At 66.4% G+C, this 21,847-nt stretch carries 18 protein-coding genes; 7 read left to right on the forward strand and 11 right to left on the reverse strand.

Annotated features, from left to right (window positions below):
* Positions 1 to 9 precede the first annotated feature (9 nt).
* The 6 genes from EO139_RS17780 to EO139_RS17805 all read right to left on the reverse strand — a co-directional run bounded on the left by EO139_RS17780 (position 10) and on the right by EO139_RS17805 (position 4,160).
* Positions 10 to 681, reverse strand: coding sequence for a YoaK family protein (locus tag EO139_RS17780; protein ID WP_104582907.1), 672 nt, complete (start codon positions 679 to 681; stop codon positions 10 to 12).
* A gap of 6 nt (positions 682 to 687) precedes the next feature.
* Positions 688 to 1,170 carry a hypothetical protein gene (locus EO139_RS17785; RefSeq protein WP_126971707.1) on the reverse strand — a complete coding sequence of 161 codons (483 nt, stop codon included), beginning with the start codon at positions 1,168 to 1,170 and terminating at the stop codon, positions 688 to 690.
* On the reverse strand, positions 1,170 to 2,567 hold the full coding sequence (locus EO139_RS17790) for a PhoH family protein (protein ID WP_104582909.1): 1,398 nt from the start codon (positions 2,565 to 2,567) through the stop codon (positions 1,170 to 1,172). The genes EO139_RS17785 and EO139_RS17790 overlap by 1 nt, the downstream gene beginning before the upstream one ends.
* Positions 2,568 to 2,649: 82 nt before the next feature.
* Positions 2,650 to 3,132, reverse strand: a complete 483-nt coding sequence (locus EO139_RS17795) for a peroxiredoxin (RefSeq protein ID WP_104582910.1) — start codon at positions 3,130 to 3,132, stop codon at positions 2,650 to 2,652.
* 37 nt (positions 3,133 to 3,169) lie between these two features.
* Entirely contained in the window at positions 3,170 to 3,520 is a 351-nt protein-coding gene (locus EO139_RS17800) for a ribonuclease E inhibitor RraB (protein ID WP_104582911.1), read from the reverse strand.
* 13 nt (positions 3,521 to 3,533) lie between these two features.
* Entirely contained in the window at positions 3,534 to 4,160 is a 627-nt protein-coding gene (locus tag EO139_RS17805; RefSeq protein ID WP_002813792.1) for a glycine cleavage system protein R, read from the reverse strand.
* Positions 4,161 to 4,252: 92 nt separating this feature from the next.
* Between EO139_RS17805 and dapA the strand changes: the two genes are divergently transcribed.
* Both dapA and EO139_RS17815 read left to right on the forward strand, forming a co-directional pair.
* A complete protein-coding gene (gene dapA / locus EO139_RS17810; protein WP_104582912.1) occupies positions 4,253 to 5,161 on the forward strand; it encodes a 4-hydroxy-tetrahydrodipicolinate synthase in 909 nt (302 codons plus the stop codon).
* A 16-nt stretch (positions 5,162 to 5,177) separates the two neighbouring features.
* A complete protein-coding gene (locus EO139_RS17815; RefSeq protein ID WP_104582913.1) occupies positions 5,178 to 5,696 on the forward strand; it encodes a hypothetical protein in 519 nt (172 codons plus the stop codon).
* Between the two features lie 121 nt (positions 5,697 to 5,817).
* On the opposite strand, the gene fdxA is transcribed toward EO139_RS17815, so the two are convergent.
* From fdxA to EO139_RS17840, 5 genes are all read right to left on the reverse strand, one after another.
* Positions 5,818 to 6,141 carry a ferredoxin FdxA gene (fdxA, locus tag EO139_RS17820; RefSeq protein ID WP_006453280.1) on the reverse strand — a complete coding sequence of 108 codons (324 nt, stop codon included), beginning with the start codon at positions 6,139 to 6,141 and terminating at the stop codon, positions 5,818 to 5,820.
* Between the two features lie 116 nt (positions 6,142 to 6,257).
* Positions 6,258 to 7,136, reverse strand: a complete 879-nt coding sequence (locus EO139_RS17825) for a 2-dehydro-3-deoxygalactonokinase (RefSeq protein WP_126971709.1) — start codon at positions 7,134 to 7,136, stop codon at positions 6,258 to 6,260.
* The gene (locus EO139_RS17830) at positions 7,133 to 8,044 is read right to left on the reverse strand and encodes an SMP-30/gluconolactonase/LRE family protein (protein ID WP_115676784.1); all 912 of its coding nucleotides are present in this window, start codon (positions 8,042 to 8,044) and stop codon (positions 7,133 to 7,135) included. The genes EO139_RS17825 and EO139_RS17830 overlap by 4 nt, the downstream gene beginning before the upstream one ends.
* A complete protein-coding gene (gene dgoD / locus EO139_RS17835) occupies positions 8,038 to 9,186 on the reverse strand; it encodes a galactonate dehydratase (protein ID WP_104582916.1) in 1,149 nt (382 codons plus the stop codon). The genes EO139_RS17830 and dgoD overlap by 7 nt, the downstream gene beginning before the upstream one ends.
* Positions 9,183 to 9,815 (reverse strand): 2-dehydro-3-deoxy-6-phosphogalactonate aldolase, encoded by a 633-nt coding sequence (locus EO139_RS17840; protein ID WP_115676785.1) that lies wholly within the window; start codon positions 9,813 to 9,815, stop codon positions 9,183 to 9,185. The genes dgoD and EO139_RS17840 overlap by 4 nt, the downstream gene beginning before the upstream one ends.
* A gap of 374 nt (positions 9,816 to 10,189) precedes the next feature.
* On the opposite strand from EO139_RS17840, the gene EO139_RS17850 reads away from it, so the two are divergent.
* From EO139_RS17850 to EO139_RS17870, 5 genes are all read left to right on the forward strand, one after another.
* The gene (locus EO139_RS17850; protein ID WP_104582918.1) at positions 10,190 to 11,161 is read left to right on the forward strand and encodes a LysR family transcriptional regulator; all 972 of its coding nucleotides are present in this window, start codon (positions 10,190 to 10,192) and stop codon (positions 11,159 to 11,161) included.
* A gap of 262 nt (positions 11,162 to 11,423) precedes the next feature.
* Positions 11,424 to 14,354 (forward strand): TonB-dependent receptor, encoded by a 2,931-nt coding sequence (locus EO139_RS17855; protein WP_126971712.1) that lies wholly within the window; start codon positions 11,424 to 11,426, stop codon positions 14,352 to 14,354.
* Positions 14,355 to 14,694: 340 nt separating this feature from the next.
* On the forward strand, positions 14,695 to 17,418 hold the full coding sequence (locus tag EO139_RS17860; protein ID WP_104648544.1) for a TonB-dependent receptor: 2,724 nt from the start codon (positions 14,695 to 14,697) through the stop codon (positions 17,416 to 17,418).
* A gap of 109 nt (positions 17,419 to 17,527) precedes the next feature.
* A complete protein-coding gene (locus EO139_RS17865; protein WP_126971714.1) occupies positions 17,528 to 19,786 on the forward strand; it encodes a cellulase in 2,259 nt (752 codons plus the stop codon).
* 106 nt (positions 19,787 to 19,892) lie between these two features.
* On the forward strand, positions 19,893 to 21,809 hold the full coding sequence (locus tag EO139_RS17870) for a sialate O-acetylesterase (protein ID WP_126971716.1): 1,917 nt from the start codon (positions 19,893 to 19,895) through the stop codon (positions 21,807 to 21,809).
* The last annotated feature ends 38 nt before the right edge of the window (positions 21,810 to 21,847 follow it).

Here is a 21,847-nt window from a genome sequence, read left to right on the forward strand (position 1 = left end):
AAGTGCGGATCATTGCGTACGCCAGCGACGCCATTGCAGGTAGGCAATGTAGCCGGCACCGGTCAATCCGGTGAGGCCGGCTGGCAGGTAGAGCGCGTCGTAGTGCCAGCGCTGGAACAGCCAGGTGCCGAGCACGCTGCCGGCGAGAAAGCCGCTGATGATCAACCCGCTCAGCGTGAGCCGGCGCACCTGCAGCGGACGCCCGCGCAGCAGGTGCCCCAGGCCGATGCCCAGGTCGGTGAACATGCCGCTCAGGTGCGTGGTGCGAACCGCGGCGCCACTGAGGGTGGTGGCCATGGCGTTCTGCAGCCCGCAGGCGCCTGCGGCGACCAGCGCGCCGCCGACGTGATGCAGCTTGAACAGCGGAATCGCGGCCAGCAACAGCAGCGCTTCGAGCAGCAGCGCCGCGCCGTAGCGCTGTCCGAGCCGCAGGACATCGTCCTGGATGATCAGGCCGCTGAGCATGGCGCCTGCGCAGAAGGCGATCAGGATGCCCCACAGGAAGCCGATCTCCGGTGCGCTGTCCTGCACCAGGGCCACGCCGAGCAGGCTGGTGGTGCCGGTGAGGTGGCTGACCACCTGGTGTTCGGAACCCAGGTAGCCGACCACGTTGACCATGCCGGCCACACCCGACAACGCGACCGCGCCGATCCAGACCCAGCGCGGCAGCAACAGGCCCATCGCCGGTCAGGGCGTGCCGTTGATGGCGATCTGCGAAAACGCGCCGGTTTGCGGGTCGTACAACGCGCCCCAGAACGCACTGCCGCCATCGCACACCCGGATCGCGTCCCTGGCCGGTTTCACTGGCGGATCGTTCGGCAGCCTGAAGGCATTGATGTAGATCAGCTGCTGGCCCTGGATCACCACGCCGACGTACTGGCGGTCGAAATCACGTGGCTCGGGGATGGTCGGGGTCAAGGCATCCTGCCTGGATTCGAGCTGCTCGATCTGCTGCTGGCTCGGTGTCCAGTAGCCGGTGATCTGGCCAGGATGGCGCGCCGGGCTGTCGCGCGAGCAGGTGTCCAGCACCTGCTCGGCGACGCTCTGGCGGGTGATGACCCAGGATTGCCCGCTCTTGAGGTTGGTGGGCACGCTGGCCGGAGGTGGCGTGGTCGCGCAGCCGGCCAGTGCCAGGACGGTGAACGCCGCCGCGCTGCGCAGCAGGTGCATCACAGCACCTCCGAGGCGAAGTCGGCCAGGCGCGACCGCTCGCCACGACGCAGCGTGATATGCGCGCTGTGCGGCCAGGCCTTGAAGCGGTCCACCGCATAGGTCAGGCCCGAGGTGGTCTCGGTGAGGTAGGGCGTATCGATCTGTTCGACATTGCCCAGGCACACGATCTTGGTGCCGGGGCCGGCACGGGTGATCAGCGTCTTCATCTGCTTGGGCGTGAGGTTCTGCGCTTCGTCCAGGATCAGGTAGCGCGACAGGAAGGTGCGCCCGCGCATGAAGTTCATCGAGCGGATCTTGATGCGGCTGGCGAGCAGGTCGTTGGTGGCCGCGCGGCCCCACGAGCCGCCTTCCTGGTTGTGGGTGAGCACTTCCAGGTTGTCGGTCAGTGCGCCCATCCACGGGGTCATCTTTTCCTCTTCGGTGCCGGGCAGAAAGCCGATGTCTTCGCCGACGCTGACGGTGGCGCGGGTCATGATGATTTCGCGGTAACGCTGCTGATCCATCGTCTGCGCCAGGCCGGCGGCCAGGGCGAGCAAGGTCTTGCCGGTACCGGCGGTGCCGAGCAGGGTGACGAAATCGATCTCCGGGTCCATCAAGGCATTGAGCGCGAAGTTCTGCTCGCGGTTGCGCGCCACGATGCCCCACACCGCGTGCTGGCCGCTGCGGAAATCGTCGACCAGGCACAGCGTGGCCTTGCCGCCGCCGACCTTGGCCACGCGCAGTTCCACTTCGTCCTCGCCCGGCAGATACAGGTACTGGTTCGGATACCAGTCCTCGTCGTCGGCCAGCACGATCTCGTAATGGGTGCGGCCACGCTCGTTCCAGCTGCGCAGGTCCTGGTTGTGCTTTTCCCAGAAGTTTTCCGGCAGCTCGATGGCGCCGGTGAACAGCAGGCTGAAATCGTCCAGCGCGCGATCGTTCTGGTAGTCCTCGGCATTCAGGCCGCTGATGTAGGCCTTGATGCGCAGGTTGATGTCCTTGGACACCAGGATGACCGGTACATCCGGGTTCTCCTCGCACAGCGCCAGCACCGATGCCAGGATCTTGTTGTCCGGAATCATCGCGCCGAAGGTGCGGCCCGGGTCGATCGGATGGATCTGGAAATACAGCCGGCCGATGGCGGCCTGGCCCTTGAGCTGGATACCCTGCGGATGGCTGAGCAGGATGCCGGCCTGGATCTGCTCGGCGTTGGTGTTCTCCAGCAATTCGTCCAAAAAGCGGCTGACCTGGCGCGCATTCCGGCTGACTTCGGACGTGCCCTTCTTGGCGTTGTCCAGTTCCTCGATCACCTGCATCGGCAGGAACACATCGTGTTCCTCGAATTTGAACAGCGCGGTGGGATCGTGCATCAGCACGTTGGTGTCCAGCACGTAGATGCGCTTGCCTCGGGTCATTGGGTCTTCCAAGTGATGGAACAGGGGCGAGCCATCACGCCTGCGGGGCAGGGTGATGGAGGACACGGGAAACCAGGGGGCGTCACTGTCTGGCGTGCGCCTTCAACGCGGCCAGCACGGCGTCGGCGTGGCCGGCCACCTTGACCTTGCGCCAGGCCTGCACCACCACCCCTTCGGGCGACAGCAGGAAGGTGCTGCGCTCGATACCGAGCACCTGCTTGCCGTACATGTTCTTTTCCTTGATCACGTCGAAGGCGCGGCACAGGGCCTGGTCGCCATCGCTGACCAGCGGGAAGGCAAAGCCCTGCTTGGCGCAAAAATTGTCGTGCGACTTCACCGAGTCGCGCGACACGCCCAGCACGACCGCGCCGGCCTGCGTGAACTGCGGCAGCAGCGCGTTGAAATCCAGGCCTTCGGTGGTGCAGCCGGGCGTGCTGTCCTTCGGGTAGAAGTACAGCACCAGCCATTTGCCGGCGTAGCCGCGCAAGGTGGTCTGAATGCCACCGGACAGCGACAGTGGCAGGTCCAGGCTTGCGGCGGGGAGGTCAAGTACAGCGTCGGTCATCGTTGCTCAGCCCAAAGTGGAGGGGCGTGCGGCGCGCTCATGCCGGGCCGACGTCCATCCCATCATAAGCAGCCACGTGGAAACGTTTGGCAAGCGCATCGAACTGCGCATTGCGCTGATTCAGCGACTCGATGGTGTGCTGTTCCAGCTTGTCCACATGCAGGAAGTAGGACTCCTCGTCGTCGCCATCGTCTTCGTCGCGTTCGCCGAGGAAGATGTCGATGACGCGATAGCCGTCCTGGGTCAGTTGCGCGGCGAGCTGTTGCAGCGGTTGCTGCGCCGGGTCGGCGAAGAAATATTCCCAGCGCAACGGCCCGTCGAGATTCCAGTCGGTCTCGGAGCGGATGTGCTCGAACATCTGTTTCAGTGCGGAAAGGGCAATGGCCATCGGGACGTCTGCCTCAGAACTTCATCGGGTCCATGATCGCGTCGAGATTGAGGTGATCACAGAATTCCAGGAAATCATCGCGCAGTGCGGCGATGTGCATGTTGGCCGGCACGCCGATCGTCACTTGCGCAGAGAACATCTCCGCGCCGGTCTGCATGGCGCGGTAGCGCGTGCTCTGCAGGTTCTCGATGGTGATGCCCTGGCGGTCGAAGAAATCGGCCAGCTGGAACAGGATGCCCGGCTTGTCGGCGGCGATGACTTCGACGATGTAGGGCAGCAGGTTGGACTGGGTCTGCTTGGGGCCGGTGCGGTACCACACCAGCTTCAGGCCTTCCTCGCGCTCGAGGCGGGTCAGCATGGCCTCCAGCTTGGCGACCGAGTCCCAGGAGCCGGTGGCCAGGGCGGTGACCGAGACATCGCGCCCCACCGTGGCCAGGCGGGCGTCCACGAGATTGCAGCCGCTATCGGCGATGCGGCGGGTGACGGGCAACAGGGGGGACTCCGGATGCGTCGTGTAGGCGTTGATCAGGAGGTGGTTTTCGGTCGGCGAGGGCCGGGGAGTCGAGTCGGTCAAAGGGGCTTCCGGCATTGCATCAGGCTGAATGGCCGCCCGGGCAGGCGCCCTGGCGGTGACCAGCATACTTGCCCGTGGTTTCGCGCCGCAAGTAACATGCAGGCGGCCACAACCCGCGTGCGCGCGGGCCTTTCCTGTCACGTAAGAGCAGCAGAATCTTGTCCCTTTCCGGCATCATCACCGCGCTGGCGACCCCTTTCGGTCCGGACGGCGCACTCGACCTGGATGCCTGGCGGCGGTTGCTGGAACAGCAACTGCACGGCGGCGTGCAGGGAATCGTCGTCGCCGGTTCCACCGGCGAGGCCGCCGCATTGAGCGACGAGGAGTACGACACCTTGTTGCGTGCCGCCGTTGCGCAGGTGGCCGGCCGCGTGCCGGTGCTGGCCGGCACCGGCCTGTCGGGCACCGCCAAGACCATCGCGCAGACGCGCCGCGCCGCTGCGCTGGGTGCGCAGTACGCGCTGGTGGTGACGCCGCCGTACGTGCGTCCGACCCAGGCCGGCCTGCAGGCGCATTTCCTGGCGGTTGCCGACAACGGCGGCTTGCCGGTAGTGCTGTACAACGTGCCTGGCCGCACCGGATGCGACCTGTTGCCGGAGACGGTTGCCGCGCTGGTCGGGCATCCGAACATCGTCGGCATCAAGGAAGCGCGCAGCGAGCCGGAGCGCGTGGCCGCGCTGGTGGCGCTGCGCAGCGAGTCCTTCGTGGTGCTCAGCGGTGATGACGGCAGCGCCGCACAGGCGATGCTGTCCGGTGCCGACGGGTTGGTTTCGGTGGCGTCCAACGCCTTGCCGTCGGCCTATCGGCGCCTGTGCGACCTGGCCCGCGACGGCCAGCGCGAGGCGGCCACCACGTGGGACGCACGCCTGAGCGAGTACCACAGTTTCTGCGGCATCGAATCCAATCCCATCCCGGTCAAGGCGCTGCTGCAGCGCGCCGGGATCGGGTACGGCCTGCGTTTGCCGTTACTGCCCCTTTCTGCGGCGCACCAGCCTGCCGCCGACCGCCTTGCCGCCGACGCTGTTGCGTTGGAAGCGCTTTCCAGCCGCGAAATGCTCGCGGCCTGACCCAGGAGATCTATCGATGCGTCATTCCGTTTCCCCCGTCCGCGTGCTCTCGCTCGCGTTGCTGGCGACCGCCACCGTCGCCGCCACGAGCGGTTGCAGCTGGTTCCACAAGGGCGCACGCGGTGACTACGCGCTGGCCCCGGAAGCCCGTCCGCTGGAAGTGCCGCCGGATCTGAACCTGCCCGATACCTCCGGCGCGATGAAGGTGCCGACGCTGGCTTCGACCGCGCAGCAGAACACCTCGGCGCCGCCGTCCGCCAGCGCCAACAGCGGCTTCACCGTGCCGGGCGAGCGCGACGAGGTGTTCGCCAAGGTCGGTGCGGCACTGGCCGACATTCCCGGCCTGACCATCGCCAGCAAGGCGCAGATGCTCGGTTCCTATGACGTGAGCTACGAAGGGTCCAGCTTCCTGGTGCGCGTGGTGAAGGTCGACGCCGGCAGCTACGTGTCGGCAGTGGATCCGCGCGGCATGCCGGCCACCGCGGCAGCGCCGGTGGCGGTGATCACCGCGTTGAAGGGCAAGCTGGGCGGCTGAGGCCGCTGCAGCCATCGCAGACAGCAGAACGGGCGCTTCGGCGCCCGTTTTGCGTTTCTGATGCGGTGTCGTCGCTGCGCTGCCGTAGCGTTGCTGCGGCTGGAGGCGGCCAGGCGCTATGTCAGCGCTGCAGCAGCGGCAACTTGTTCGGCTTGCCGTCCCATTCGGCGGCATCGGGCAGCGGCTCCTGGCGCACGGTCAGCACCGGCCAGGCCTTGGCCAGCTCGGCGTTGAGCGCGACGAAGCCTTCCTGGCCTGCCGGGACGTCGTCTTCCGGGTAGATCGCGTTGGCCGGGCATTCCGGCTCGCACAGCGTGCAGTCGATGCACTCATCCGGGTCGATGACCAGGAAGTTCGGGCCGACATGGAAGCAATCCACCGGACAGACCTCGACACAGTCGGTGTATTTGCACTTGATGCAGTTTTCGGTGACAACAAAAGGCATGGCGGAATCCGGCGTTTAGCCTGTCAATTCTAAAGCAGTCCGGTGGCCGGTGTGGGGTTGGCGGGGATTTGTCCGCCCCGGCCGTGGCCGGCCGGTTACGTGCTGGGCGTCTGCGCTCAGGCCAACCCGCGCTGCCTGGCCAGCGCGAACAATCCCCTGGCGGCCAGATCTTCCGGATGCCGCTGTGTCTGCACGCCCAGATGCGCCAGCGCCAGCGCATAGCGTTGTGCCAGGCCGGGGCTGCCGACCAGGTGCACGGTGGCGTGATCGCCGCGGTGCTCGCGCAGTTCGTGGCCGATCAGCAGGCCCGACAGATAGGACGGCAGCGCGGCGGCGGTGAGGCGGTCGAACAGGCCCAGGGTGCGCGCGCCGAACAGGTGGTGGCTGAGCCCGCCGGGCTCGGCGCTGCGATCAACGCCTTGCGCGAATGCGTCGGTGTCCAGGTCCGCAGGATCGTCCTGCATCAGCTTGCCCAGGATGCTGTGCTGGCGCAGCACCGCATACAGCTCGCCGGTCATGACGGTGGCAAAACCGGTCAGCTGGCCGTGGTCGAGCCGTGCCCATTTGCTGTGGGTTCCGGGCAGGCAGGCGACGTGCGTGCCGTCGCCGAGCGCGGCGAGCAGGCCGACCAGCTGGGTTTCCTCGCCCCGCATGACATCGGGTACGCCGTGCTGCTGGCCGGTGCTCACGCCGGGCACGAACCACAGCGTGCGTCCGGGCAGCAGGTCGTCGTAGCTGCGCATCGCCTGCGCCAGCGCGGCGGTATCGGCCGGGCAGGGCAGATAGGCCTGTTCGACCCAGCCATTGCGGCTGCCGATCATGCCCGACAGCAGCAGCGGGCCGTCCCAGCCCTCGATCAGCGTGCTCAGCACCTCGCCGAAGCGGCCCTGGCAGGCCAGGATGCCGTCGCTGCCGCGACGCTGCTCCAGCACCTGGCCGTCGGCAGCGAGCAGATAGCCGCGCAGGCTGCTGGTGCCCCAGTCGATGGCGATCATGCGCTGGCCACCCGACTCTCGGGCAGGCCGTTGATCGGCACGTCGCAGACGTACAGGCCGCCGGCTTCCGGGGTGCGGGCCAGTTCCTCGGCGCTGTGGTCCAGGCGCGAGCTGATCACGTGCAGGCGGTCCAGCGCGGCGCCGCCGAAGGCGCTGCAGGTGGGGTGCTTGACCGGCACTTGCACGATGCGCTCGATGCTGCCGTCGGGGCGGTAACGCACCACGCGCCAGGCGCGCCACTGCGCATTCCACAGATGGCCCTGGCTGTCGATGATGGAGCCGTCCGGCTCGGCATCGTCGCGGTCCAGCGTGGTGAACACGCGCACGTTGCTGGTCTGGGCGGTGTCGGCATCGTAATCGCAGCACAGGATCTGCGGGCGCAGCGAGTCGCAGTAGTACAGCGTGCGGCCGTCGGGGCTGAAGCAGATCGAGTTGGGGATCGACACGCCCGGCAGCGGCAACGCACGCAGGCCGTGGCGCAGCGAGAACTGGTACATCGCACCGCGTGCGGCCTTGTGGTCGTGCTCGTCCATGGTGCCGAACACGAGGTTGCCGTTGCGGTCGGCGCGGCCATCGTTGCTGCGCGTATGCGGGTTGTCGGCTTCGATATCGGCCAGGTGCTGGAGCGGCAGGCTGTCGCCGTCGGCATTGTCCGGGTCGGCGATGCAGATCGACTTGGCCAGCGCGATCAGCACGCGGCCGTCGTCCATCAATCCCAGGCAGCCGGGGCGGTCCGGCAACGTCCAGTACCGGGTGTGGGCGCTGTGCGGATGATGCCGCCACAGGCGCTTTTCGCTGATGTCCACCCAGTACAGCGCTTCACGCTGCTCGCACCACAGCACGCCTTCGCCATGCGTGCAGCGGCTGTCGACCGCCAGCACGGCGGTGTGTTCGGGCGTGCTCACCATTCGGCGATGCTGCCATCGCTGTGACGCCAGACCGGGTTGCGCCAGTCCGGCGGATTTTCGTTTGCGCGCTTGAGCATGTCTTCGTCGATCTCCACACCGAGCCCGGGCTTGGGCAGGGCGGCGATACTGCCATCGACACACTGAAAATCGTCTTTATTGATGACGTAGTCGAGCAGGTCGGCACCTTCGTTGTAGTGGATGCCGATGCTCTGTTCCTGCAGCACCGCGTTGTGCGACACGAAGTCCACGTGCAGGCAGGCGGCCAGCGCGATCGGGCCGAGCGGGCAGTGCGGTGCGAAGCCGACATCGTAGGCCTCGGCCATCGCGGCGATCTTGACGCACTCGGTGATGCCGCCGGCATGCGACAGGTCCGGCTGCACCATGCCGATCCCGCCGGCGCACAGCACGTTCTTGAATTCGAAGCGCGAGAACATGCGCTCGCCGGCGGCCAGCGGAATCGAGGTGCTTGCGGCCAGGCGCGGGTAGTACTCGGCCTGCTCGGCCAGCACCGGTTCTTCGACGAACAGCGGCTTGAACGGTTCCAGCTCGCGCAGCAGCGCCTTGGCCATCGGCGCGCCGACGCGGCCGTGGAAGTCGATACCGAAGTCGATGGTGTTGCCGAAGGCCTCGCGGATCTCGGCCACCTTGACCACCGCCGCATCGACCGCGCGCGCGCTGTCGATCAGCTTCATTTCCTCGGTGCCGTTGAACTTGAAGGTGTCAAAGCCCAGCGCGCGGTAATCGGTGATCTGCTGGATGATCGCGCCCGGGCGGTCGCCGCCGACCCAACGATAGGTCTTCATGCGATCGCGCACCAGCCCGCCCAGCAACTCGTACACCGGCACGCCCAACGCCTTGCCCTTGATGTCCCACAAGGCCTGGTCGATGCCGGCGATGGCGCTCATCAGGATGGCGCCGCCGCGGTAGAAACCGGCGCGGTACATGGTCTGCCACAGGTCGTTGATGCGCGCCGGATCCTTGCCGATCACATAGCCGGCCAGTTCGTGCACGGCAGCTTCCACCGAGCGCGCGCGGCCTTCGATGACCGGCTCTCCCCAGCCGGTGATGCCCTCGTCGGTCTCGACCTTGAGGAACAGCCAGCGCGGTGCGGCGTGGTAGGTGGTGAGGCGGGTGATCTTCATCCTTGCAGTTCCTGGTAGGCCTGCACGAAGGCGCGTGCATGCGTCTGGGTCGTTTCGAGCGATTGCGCGGGTTTGTACAGTTCGCCACCGATGCCGGCGCCGGCGGCGCCCTGGGCAAGGAAGCCGGCCAGGGTCTGCGGGCTGACGCCGCCGACCACGTAGACCGGAATGTGGGTGGGCAGCACCGAGCGCAGCGCGCGCACATGCGCTGCGCCATAGGTGGCTGCCGGGAACAGCTTCAGGATCGTTGCGCCGGCATCGATGGCGTCGAACGCCTCGCTGGCGGTGGCGAAACCGGCCACCACGGTGAGTCCGCGCGACACCGCATGGCGGATCAGCGACGGGCGCGTGTTCGGGGTGACGATGAAGCGCGCACCGATGCCGGCCAGGGTGTCGACATCGTCGTTGCGCAGCACGGTGCCGGCGCCGATCCAGGCGCGCTCGCCGTAGGTCTGCTGCGCGAGCGCAATGCTCTCGGCCCAGCGCGGCGAATTGAGCGGGATCTCGATCGCGTCGAAACCGGCGTCGATCAGTGCACCGACATGGTCGAGCGTTTCTTCCGGCGTGATGCCACGCAGGATGGCGATCAGTGGCAGGGCGAACAGGCTGGCGGTGGTGTCTGAGGTCATCGTGTTACTCGCGATAGAGCGGAAAACGGCCGTCGGCGACCGAAGGGCCGCCAACGTCGGGGGAGGGTGCAGCGCTGCACGGCGCTGCGCGGAAAATGCCAGGCAGCGACGACGCGGTGGCTGCGGCACCTGCGTGCGCACTCCTACGGCCTGCAATTGGCCGGCAAGTTGCCGTCATCGTCGTCCACCTCCGCAATCATGGCGTGCGTGTTGCCATCTCGTGGAAGATGGGGTCACGTCTGTTCTGGCCGCGCCCGGGAGGTAGGGGCTCCTGCTGCGGCGTTCGATAGCCTCGCGCGCGGAGATATGTGCTGCAAATGAAATTTTCGGCATATTCTATTCCTCCTACGAATACACCTGCGTGGCGACACCCCATGGCAAATTCCAGCACTCCCTGGTTCAACGCTGCCCGCCTCAAGACGCGCCAGCTGCTGCTGCTGCTGCATCTGCACGAACAACGCTCGGTGCTGCGTGCGGCCGAGGCCGCCAGCATGACGCAACCGGCCGCCTCCAAGCTGCTGGCGGAAATGGAAGACATGCTGGGGGTGAAACTGTTCGAGCGACATGCCCGCGGGGTGGAGCCTACCTGGTACGGCCATGTACTGATCCGGCGTGCGCGTGCGGCGATGTCGGAGATCGGCCGGGCGCAGGAGGAAATCGCCGCGTTGCGGGCCGGGCGCATGGGCCAGGCCTCGATCGGCACGGTGGTCAATCCGGGCACCAACCTGGTGCCGCAGGCGATCGCCGAGGTCAAGCGCGAGTTCCCCGACATCCTGGTGCGGGTGGAAATGGACTACAGCCGTCCGCTGGTGGCCAAGTTGCTGGACGGCCAGCTGGATATCGTGATCGGCCGCATCCTGGGGCCCGAGGGCGTGGGCGAGCTGGAATTCGAGCCGCTGGCCGACGAGCCGCATTCGGTGATCGCGCGGGCCGGCCATCCGCTGGCCAGCCGGGTCGGCCTGCAGCATGCGGACCTGGTACGCCATGGCTGGATCCTGCCGCCAGCCGACAGCGTGCTGCGCGCGCGGCTGGACTCGATGTTCATGGAGCACGGAGTGCAGACGCCGACCAATGCGATCGAGACCTCGTCGCTGCCGGTGACCTCCACGCTGCTGCGCGGCACCGACATGCTGACCGCCTTGCCGGTGGAATCGGTGGCGCCGCTGATCCAGGCCAAGCTGCTGACCGTGCTGCCGATCGAACTGGGTGTGCGCATGGAGTCGTTCGGCATCATCCGCCGGCGCGATTACATCCTGCCGCCGGGGGCCGAGCGCATCCTGCAGGCGCTGCGCACCACTGCACGGCGTTTGTATCCGGCCTTGCGCGGGCCGGAATCCACTGGATAAGCGGGCTCTTCCATTCGTATTCCAGAAGGGCATACCAGGCTGTGAATTTTTCATTGGCTGGCGCTAGACCACGCGCCTATATCTGTGAGCCAGATCGCACGCTGAAGCGCACGTGAAGTCGGGCAGGTGATCGGCGGCCAAGCCGCCATGCAGTGGGAGGTGGAGCCGGGCGGCAACGTCCGTGTCCTGCACGATCACGTGGCCCGTTGACGGTGCCGCGCTAACCAGTCTTCCGTCGTCTTGCGTCCTGGGAGGGATTCAGATGTACAAGTTTTCAAGCCATGCCTCGGCAGGGACGGGCGTGCACGCACGTCGTACCCCGCGTTTGCGTCATTCCGCCATGGCCGTCAGCATCGGGCTGTTGCTCGCCGCACCGGTGTACGCCCAACAGACGCAGTCGCCCCCGACTGCCCCCGCCGGCAATACTGCCGGCAACGCGGTGGATCTGGATGCGGTGGAAGTGCGCGGTGTGCGCGCCAGCCTGATCAAGTCGCAGGTGATCAAGCGCGATGCTAGCCAGATCGTGGATTCGGTCAGTGCCGAGGACATCGGCGCCTTGCCCGACCGCAGCGTCACCGAGACCCTGCAGCGCGTCAGCGGCGTGACCATCGATCACTTTGCCGCGCGCAGCGACCCGGACCATTTCTCCGCCGAAGGCAGTGGCGTGATGATCCGTGGCCTGACCCAGGTGCGCGGCGAACTCAATGGCCGCGACATCTTCAGCGCCGCCAGCGGCCGCGGGCTGAGCTTCGAAGACGTGCCGGCCGAGTTGATGGCCGGGGTGGACGTGTACAAGAACCCCTCGGCGGAAATCATCGAAGGCGGCCTGGGCGGCACGGTCAATCTGCGCACGCGCATGCCGTTCGACAACCCGGGCCGGATCGTCGGTGGCAATGTCGATTACAACTACGGCGACATGAGCAAGAAGTACAAGCCGTCGGCCTCGTTCCTGTTCAGCGACCGCTGGAACACCGGCATCGGCGAAATGGGCTTCATGATCGACGTCGCGCACTCGGAGCTGGCCACGCGCTCGGACGGCATCCAGGTGGAGCCGTACGTGCGGCGCACCGACGAGGCCGTGCTGGCCGGCAGCGGACGCAGCGAGGTGTTCGTGCCGGGCGGGGTGAACTGGCGTCAGCTGGATTTCGAGCGCAAGCGCGACGGCATCGCGGCGGCGTTCCAGTGGAAGCCCAGCGATGCCACCGAGATCTACGCGCAGTTCCTGCGCTCGCGCTACGAAATGAACTGGCAGGAGCGCGCCGCGTTCTTCAACGACAGCAACAACAGCATCACGCCGGCTCCAGGCACGACCTTCGACTACGACGATCGCGGCGGCTTCCTGCGCGGCTCGCCGGTGTCCAGCTCGTGGCGCGGGGTGCTCACCGGCGACGGCGTGCGCTTCAACACCGACAACCGCTATTCCGAACAGCGCACCACCACCACCGACATGTCGGTGGGTTTCAGCCACTTCTTCAACGACAACCTGCAGATCAAGGGCGATATGCAGCTGGTGGAGTCGGAGAACGAACAGCTGGATTTCACCGTGTTCAGTGCGACCTATCTGCCGGGCCTGTCGTATGACGTGTCGGGCAGGTATCCCAGCGTGCAGATCGCCAACCCGGCCTTCACCCAGGACCCGTCCAACTACTTCTGGGCGGCGGCGATGGACCACCTGGGCAAGAACCGCGGGCGTCAGCTGTCCACGCGCGTGGATCTGGAATACACCTTCGATGACAGCAGCTGGTTGCGCTTTGCGCGCTTCGGCATGCGCGCCACCGACCGCAACCAGATCAACAAGAATTCCGGCTACAACTGGGGCGTGATCTCCGACAACTGGGCCGCCATTCCGGGCACCAGCAACGGCCTGGCCAACATGTCCGAGTTCATGACCGACCAGTCGTCGTTGTTCACCTTCTCCGACTTTTTCCGTGGCGGCGTGAACGTGCCGACCACGCTGGTGGTGCCCAACAGCGGCCTGGTCAACAACTACGCCTCGGCCTCGCAGATGATCCAGCAGATCGTGGCGCTGCGCGGCTACGGCTGGGCGCCGGACACCTATCAGCCGCAGGACACCAACCGGCAGCACGAACGCACCCAGGCCGCCTACGCGGCGCTGTACTTCGGCAACGACGAGGCCTGGGGCGTGCCGGTGGACGGCAACATCGGCATCCGCGTGGTGCAGACCAAGACCCAGGCCGAAGGCTTCGGCCAGTTCCAGAACCTGGCCGGGCTCAATGTCTCGCCGGAACTGCAGGCGCGCTATACCGGGCAGTACTTCGAGAACAACTCGCAGGGCAGCTACACCAACGTACTGCCCAGCCTGAACCTGCGCCTGCGCTTCACCGACAGCCTGCAGTGGCGCTTCGCCGCCTCCAAGGCGATGGCGCGCCCGGACTACACCCAGTTGCAGCCGTATGTATTGCTCAACGTGGAAACCAACGACGCCGGCCAGGCGACCGATTTTGTCGGCACCGCCGGCAACCCGAACCTCAAGCCGATGGTGGCCAACCAGTTCGACACTGCGCTGGAGTGGTACTTCGACACCAGCGACATGCTGTACGCCACGCTGTTCTACAAGAAGGTCAAGGACTACTTCTCCACCCAGACCCGCAGCGAGATCTACGACAACCGCCCCTGGCTGGTGACACGCCCGTACAACATGGACGAGGGCACCATCCGCGGCGCGGAGCTGGGCTATACCCAGTTCTTCGACCAGCTGCCGGGCTGGCTGAGCGGGTTCGGCGTCAATGCCAACTTCACCTTCGTCGACAGCCAGGGCGGCGCCAACACCGCCACCGACCCGTACACCAACACCACCGTCACCGGGGTCGAGCTGCCGCTGGAAGGCCTGTCGCGGCGCAGCTACAACCTGGCCGGCATCTACGAGAAGGGGCCGTTGTCGCTGCGCCTGGCCTACAACTGGCGCTCGCGCTACCTGCTGACCACCAGCGATGCGTCCACCCGTCTGCCCACCTGGGCCGACGACTACGGCCAGCTCGACGGCTCGTTCTTCTACCGCTTCAACGCGCACCTGCAACTGGGCGTGCAGGCCAACAACCTGACCAACACGGTGACCAAGGTGCTAATGGGGCCGACCTCCTACGAAGGCGGTGAAATGGATCGGCGTCTGTATACGCGCTCTTCCTTCGTCAACGACCGGCGCTACTCGCTGGTGCTGCGCATGAACTGGTAAGCGCACGCCGTCACGGAACTGCTGTGTCCGGGCTCGCGGAGTTGAGCCCGCTTTTGCCGATCCGGCCCGCCGGGTTGGCAATGCCAGACCCGGCGGGTTTGTCGGGGTTGCTATAGTTTTTACGAATAGCTTTCCAGGAATATTTCATTGGTGTGGCACGACGGCGCCGCCCTATGCTCCGGCCGCAGCCGCTAGGTAAGCCTTGTCAGGATTACCACGCATCGCAACCGCCCGGCCTTCCGGTCGTGGGCGGATGCGGGCCAGCACCAACGACGGGCAGGGCGTTCGCGCACCGACCCGCTAAAAAATTAGAAGTACATGCGTCCTGGGAGGGAGCACCATGTCAGTGCAACATCGCCACATTCCGGCAGGCCGGACTGTGGGTCAGCGTTCGATCCGTGATTTCCGCCGCTCCGCGATGGCCCTCAGTGTGGCCACGCTGTTGAGCGCGCAGGCCTACGCGCAGGATGCGACCACCACTGCCGCTCCGGCTCAGGACTCCACCACCCAGCAGCTCGACACCGTGCAGGTCACCGGCACGCGCAGCAGCGTCACCAAGGCACAGCTGGTCAAGCAGAACGCCGAGCAGATCGTCGATTCAATCGTTGCCGAAGACATCGGCAAGCTGCCCGACAACAACGTCGCCGAGGCACTGCAGCGCATCTCCGGCATCCAGATCACGCGCAACTACGGCGAAGGCAGCTCGATCGCCATCCGCGGCCTGACCCAGGTGCGTACCGAACTCAATGGCCGTGACATCTTCACCGCCAACGATGGCCGTGGCCTGAGCTTCGAGGACGTGTCGGCCGAACTGCTCGGCGGCGTCAACGTCTACAAGAATCCCTCGGCCGACATGATCGAAGGTGGCCTAGGCGGCACCGTCGACCTGCGCACGCGCCTGCCGTTCGACTACGACGGCCGCAAGATCGCCGGCAGCGTCCAGTACAACTATTACGACCTGGCCGACGACGGCAAGCCGGCGTTCTCGGGCCTGTTCAGCGATCGCTGGCAGACCGGCATCGGCGAGATCGGCCTGCTGGTGAACTACTCGCAGCAGAAGAGCCCGTTCCGCCAGGACACCATCTCGATCGAGCCGTGGTACACCCAGACCGATCTGCCGGGCTATGAAGGCCAGGGCGTGTCGGTGCCGCACGGCGCCGGCATCAACACCACCGTCGGCGAGCGTGAGCGCAAGACCGGTGCGTTCGCGATGCAATGGCGTCCCAACGATGCGGTGGAGGTCTACACGCAGGTGCTGCGTTCGGAATACGACTTCAGCTGGCACGACTATTCGTTCTTCGCCCTGACCGGCGCCAACCCGATGCAGGGCCTGCCCGGCATCGAAGTCAACGACCGCAACGAATTCGTCAACGGCTCGTTCCAGAACGTGCCGACCGAGTCCAACACCAGCCTGACCGAGCGGCATTCGGTGACCACCGATTACTCGCTGGGCGCCAAGTGGACGGTCAACGAGAAGCTGACCCTGAGCACCGACTTCCAGTATGTCGATGCCACCACCACCGGCACGCGCTACATCCTGTCCACCGGTCAGTCCACCAGCCCGCAGTTCAACGTCGACTTCCGCGGCGATCTGCCGCGCCTGTCGGTGACCGATGCCAGCGGCGCGGAAGGCTACCTGGCCGACGTCAACAACTACGACGGCTGGCGCTATCACCTGGACAACAAGGACGACAACAAGGGCACCGAGTTCGCCTGGCGCGCCGACATGGATCTGGCCTTCGACAGCGACTTCGTGCGCAGCTTCAAGGCCGGTGTGCGCTACACCGACCGCGATGCCGAGACCAAGGGCAATATCTATCGCTTCATGTGCATCAACAACTGCGCGGGTGCGCCGTTCTCGCAGTTCCCCAGCGTTGGTGTCGTGACCAATCCGATCACCGATTTCTTCCGCGGTGAAAGTCATGCCTTCGGCCCGACCCTGACCGCGTCCGATGCGGCGGTGGCGAACTATCGGCAGACCCTGGCCACCTTCGGTGCCAGCCCTCTGGAGTTTTCGCCCAACAACATCAACGCGCAGACCGAGAAGACCTACGCGGCCTACGGCGTGTTGCGCTTCGGCGTGGACAGCGATTCGATTCCGTTCGACGGCAACATCGGCGTGCGCGTGGTGCGGACCGAGGTCGGCTCCACCGGCGTGCGTACCGGCACTGACGGCGAGGGCGGCGGCCTGATTCCGGTGGACGCGCAGCAGACCTATACCGACGTGCTGCCGAGCTTGAACCTGCGCTGGATGCTGAGCGATCAGCTGCAGTGGCGTTTTGCCGCCTCGCGCGGTATCTCGCGTCCCACCTTCGATCGCCTCAACCCGAACCTGAGCCTGAGCACCGGCACCTCCAACGGCGCCTCGACCTTCACCGGCAGGGCGGGCAACCCCGATCTGGAACCGGTCAAGGCCGATCAGTTCGACACGGCGCTGGAGTGGTATTTCGGCCAGGGTTCGATGATGTACGGCACCCTGTTCTACAAGAAGGTCGAAGGCTTCATCGCCGACAGCGTGTTCAACGAGGTCTACGACGGCCGCGTGTGGCAGATCACCCGTCCGGTCAATGGCGATGCCGGCAAGATCCGCGGTGCGGAACTGGGCTACACGCAGTTCTTCGACTTCCTGCCGGGCTGGCTGAGCGGCTTCGGCTTGCAGACCAACTACACCTATGTCGACAGCGAGGCGCCGAGCCCCACCGCCACCGACACCAACGGCCAGGCGCTGACCGTGCCGCTGGAAGGCCTGTCCAAGAACAGCTACAACGCGATCCTCAGCTACGAAACCTCGCGCTTCCAGGGCCGTGTGGCCTATAACTGGCGCAGCGACTGGCTGGTGACTACCGCAGGCAACGGCACCGGCAATTTGCCGGTCTACAACAAGGGCTTCGGCCAGCTGGATGCCTCGCTGCGTTTCAACATCAATGATGTGTGGTCGATTTCGCTCGATGGCGTGAACCTGCTCGATACCCGGCGCGAAAGCTACCTGGGGACCGAGTCGCGCTACCGCGACTTCGTGATCAACGATCGTCGGTATGGCCTGACCTTGCGGGCCAGCCTGTAGAACGCGCCGTAGGAAGTGCGTCGCCGGTTCGGCGAGCTGTGCAGGCAGCCCGTCGGACCGGTGTTTTTCCTATCGACGGCGCGCCGTCGATCGCAAGGGAGCCGGAGGAATGATCGCTGTAATCGATCCGCCTACTGTGCGCCGCGTTACCGCAGCGATGCGGCCGGTCCGTGCGTGGCTGGCACTGCTGTTGCTGTTGCCGTTTTCGCTCCTGCCGCTGCAGGCTGCCGATCCGGCGGTGCAGGAACCTTACCAGTGGCGCAGCGTCGCCATTGGCGGTGGCGGATTCGTCACCGGTGTGCTGTTCCATCCCGCCGAGCGCGATCTTGCGTATGCACGTACCGATGTCGGTGGTGCGTACCGCTGGGATGGGCGCGCGCAGCAGTGGGTGGCGCTGACCGATTGGCTGGGTGCCGACGACTGGAATCTGATGGGGATCGACGCGTTTGCGGTCGATCCTGCCGACCCGCAGGCGCTGTATCTGGCTGCGGGCACCTACATGCACGAACGTGCCGGCAATGCCGCGCTGCTGCGCTCGTTCGATCGCGGCCGCAGTTTCGAGCGTGCCGCGCTGCCGTTCAAACTCGGCGGCAATCAACTGGGCCGGTCCAATGGTGAACGCCTGGCGGTGGACCCGCACGACGGCCGTGTGCTGTTGCTGGGCTCACGCGATGCAGGCCTGTGGCGCAGCGACGATCGCGGCGCGCACTGGGCGCGGGTGGACGCATTTCCTGCCGAGGCCCTGGCAGGTGCAACCGCGCGCAATCATGTCGGACGCGAACAGGCAGTGGGCATTGCCTTTGTCGTCTTCGATGCCGCCAGTGGCCGCGCCGGTCGGCCGACCCCGCGCATCTATGTCGGCGTGTCCACCGCGCAGACCAGCCTGTATGTTTCCGACGACGCCGGTCGCAGCTGGACGGCAGTGGCCGGGCAACCCAGGGGCCTGCGTCCCAGCCATATGGCCGGTGGCAGCGATGGGCAGTGGTACCTGAGCTACGGCGACCAGCCCGGCCCGGATCTGATGGCCGGTGGCGCGCTGTGGAAGTACACCCCGGCACTGGCGCGTTGGAGCGAGATCAGCCCGATCGCGCAGCCGGCCAGCGGCGATGGCTTCGGCTGGGGCGCGGTGGCGGTGGATCCGCAACAGCCGCAGGTGCTGCTGGCCAGCACGTTCCGCCGTCGTAGCCCGCGCGATGAGCTGTTCCGCAGCGTCGATGGGGGGCGCAGCTGGACGCCGTTGCTGGCCGGCGCGCAGTTCGATCACGGCGATGCGCCGTGGACCGCGCACGCCACGCCGCACTGGATGGGCGCGCTGACGATCGATCCGTTCGACAGCAACCACGCCCTGTTCGTCACCGGCTACGGCATCTGGGCCTCGCGCAATCTGCAGCAGGTCTCTGCGCAGCAGCCCTTGCAGTGGTGGTTCCAGGATCGCGGGCTGGAAGAGACCGTGCCGCTGGATCTGCTCAGCCCGATGGCCGGCGCGCATCTGCTCAGCGCACTCGGCGATATCGACGGTTTTCGGCACGACGAGCTGGAACGTGCACAGCTGCAGTACGCCGGCCCGCGCCTGACCAATGGCGAAAGCATCGACGCCGCCGGGCAGGCCGCGCAGTGGGTGGTGCGCAGCGGCACCGTGCGTGATCGCCGCAACAACGAGATCCGTGCGCTGTATTCGCGCGATGGCGGCGCGCAGTGGACGGCATTCGCCAGCGAGCCGCCGGCCGGGCAGGGCGCCGGCAACATCGCCATTGCCGCCGATGCCTCGCAGGTGGTGTGGGCGCCGGACGCCGGCGGCAACTGGCGCACAGCCGATTTCGGCAAGCACTGGCAGCGTGTACAGGGGCTGCCCGAGACCGCAGTGGCAGTGGCCGATCGCGTCGATGCGCAGCGTTGGTACGCAGTGGATACCGCCAGCGGGCGCCTGTTCGAGAGCCGCGATGGCGCAGCGAGCTTTCGCGACACCGGTGCCCAGGTCGGCAGCCCGGCGCGCGACGAGCGTGCGCGTCCGCAGCTGCGCCCGGATCCATGGCGGGCGGGGGTGGTGTATCTGGCCAGCCCCACGCTGGGCGTGATGCGCTGGCAGGGCGGGCGTTTGCAGACCTTGTCCAAACCGGACCAGGCGCGTTCGCTGGGCATCGGCAAGGCGCTGCACGCGGGCGCACCGCCGGCGCTGTATCTGGCCGGCCGCGTGGATGGGGTGGACGGCGTGTTCCGCTCCGACGACGAAGGCGCGCAGTGGTTGCGCATCAACGACGACGCGCACCGGTTCGGCAAGCCGTACAGCGTCACCGGCGATCCGCGCATCCCCGGGCGCGTGTACTTCGCCACCGGTGGGCGTGGCATCTTCTACGGCGATCCACGATGAGCGCTGCGTCGCTGCGCGCGTCATCCCGCTGTCTTACCGTGTACGGCGGCGTGCGCCGTCGCATCGCTGCGCGCCGATTGGTCGCGCCGTCCCTGGAGATCATTGCATGAGCGCTTCCCTTATCCGTCGTGGCTGCCTGTTGGGCCTGGTCCTGGCCAGCCCCACCGCATTGGCACAACCGAGCTTGCCGTTGTTGTTTGCCGATGGCGCGGTACTGCAGCGCGATCAGGCCATGCCGGTGTGGGGCTGGGCAACCCCGGGCGCTGCCATCACGGTGCGGTTCGACGGCAAGCAGGCCACTGCCAAGACCGACGCGCAGGGGCAGTGGAGGGTTCGCCTGCCCGCGCACAGCGCCGGTGGCCCTTATGTGCTGAGCGTGCAGGGCGACGGCGGCCAATTGCAGGTGCGCGATGTGCTGGTCGGCGATGTGTGGCTGGCCAGCGGGCAATCCAACATGGAGTGGCCGTTGGCACAGGCCAGCGATGGCCCGCAGGCGGTGGCCGCGGCCAACGACCCGCAGTTGCGGCATTTCAAGGTGCCCAAGTCGTGGTCGCTGCAGCCGGAAGCGCGCCTGACCGGCGGCGACTGGAAGGCCGCCACGCCGGACAACGCCGGCGAGTTCACCGCAGTGGGATATTTCTTCGCCAGGGAGCTGCGCGCCAGCACCGGCGTGCCGATCGGCATCGTCAACAGCACCTGGGGCGGCAGCGCGATCGAGGCGTGGATGGACGCGGCCTCGCTGGGCTTGAATGGCGAGCAGAACCAGGGCGCGATCGAGGCGATCAAGCAGCGCGATGCCGCCGCGCAGGCCGCCACCGGCAAGCGCATCGCGCGCTGGCCCAAGGTCGATGGCGACATGCCGCAGTGGCGCCAAGCGTCGTTCGACGACAGCGACTGGGACAGCATCCCGACCAGCCAGCAATGGGAATCCAGCGGCTATGACGGCATGGACGGCATCGCCTGGTATCGCACCACGGTCACCCTGAGCGCTGCCGAGGCCAAGGCCGGTATCGAACTGGGCGTGGGCCAGATCGACGACTCGGACATCACCTACGTCAATGGCCAGCAGGTCGGCACGACCGAAAAACAGTGGAACCTGCCGCGCGTCTACCAGGTGCCTGCCTCCGCCTTGCATGCAGGCGTCAACCACATCGCGGTGCGGGTGGAAGATCTCAGTGGCGGCGGCGGCATGCATGGCCCGGACGAGCAGCGCTTCGTGCAGACCAGCGCCGGTGCCAAGCGCGCGTTAGGCGGCTGGAAGTTCCGTCCCGCCGCCGTGCGTGTGTCGCTGGCCGACAACAAGAATCAGCTGCCCACGCTGCTGTACAACCAGATGATCCATCCGCTGCAGCCGTTCCCGGTCAAGGGCGTGATCTGGTACCAGGGCGAGACCAATGCCAGTGAGGCCGGCGCGGTGAAATACCGCGCGCAGTTCGCCGCGATGATCCAGCAATGGCGCGCCGAGCGCGGCGCGAAAACGCTGCCGTTCCTGTGGGTGCAGCTGGCCAACTTCAAGGCCGGTGGCGACAGGGGCGAGCTGAGCCCGTGGGCGCTGTTGCGCGAGTCGCAGTCCAAGACGCTGGCGCTGCCGGCAACCGGGCAGGCGGTGATCATCGATATCGGCAACCCCACCGATATCCATCCGACCAACAAGCGCGATGTCGGCCATCGACTTGCGATTGCTGCACGTCATGTGGCGTACGGCGAAACGCTGGTGTACAGCGCGCCGGTGTTCAAGCAGGCGCGCTTTGAGCAGGGCCAGGCCGTGCTGCGCTTCGATCTGCAGGGCAGTGCCTTGCAGGTGCGAAATGGTGGCGACGTGCAGGGCTTCCGCGTCGCCGGTGCCGACAAACACTTCCATCCGGCCACCGCGCGCATCGACGGCGATCGGGTGATCGTGCGCAGCGACGCGGTGGCTGCACCGGTCGCGGTGCGTTACGGCTGGAGCGAAAACCCGGAAGACGCCAACCTGGTCAATCGCGAACACCTTCCTGTTTCCCCCTTCCGCACCGATACCTGGTGACACGGAGTCTTATGTCCATGCATTCCCCCGTTGCACGT

Source organism: Xanthomonas sp. BRIP62411 (assembly GCF_003993525.1).
GTDB classification, from domain to species: Bacteria; Pseudomonadota; Gammaproteobacteria; order Xanthomonadales; family Xanthomonadaceae; genus Xanthomonas; species Xanthomonas euroxanthea.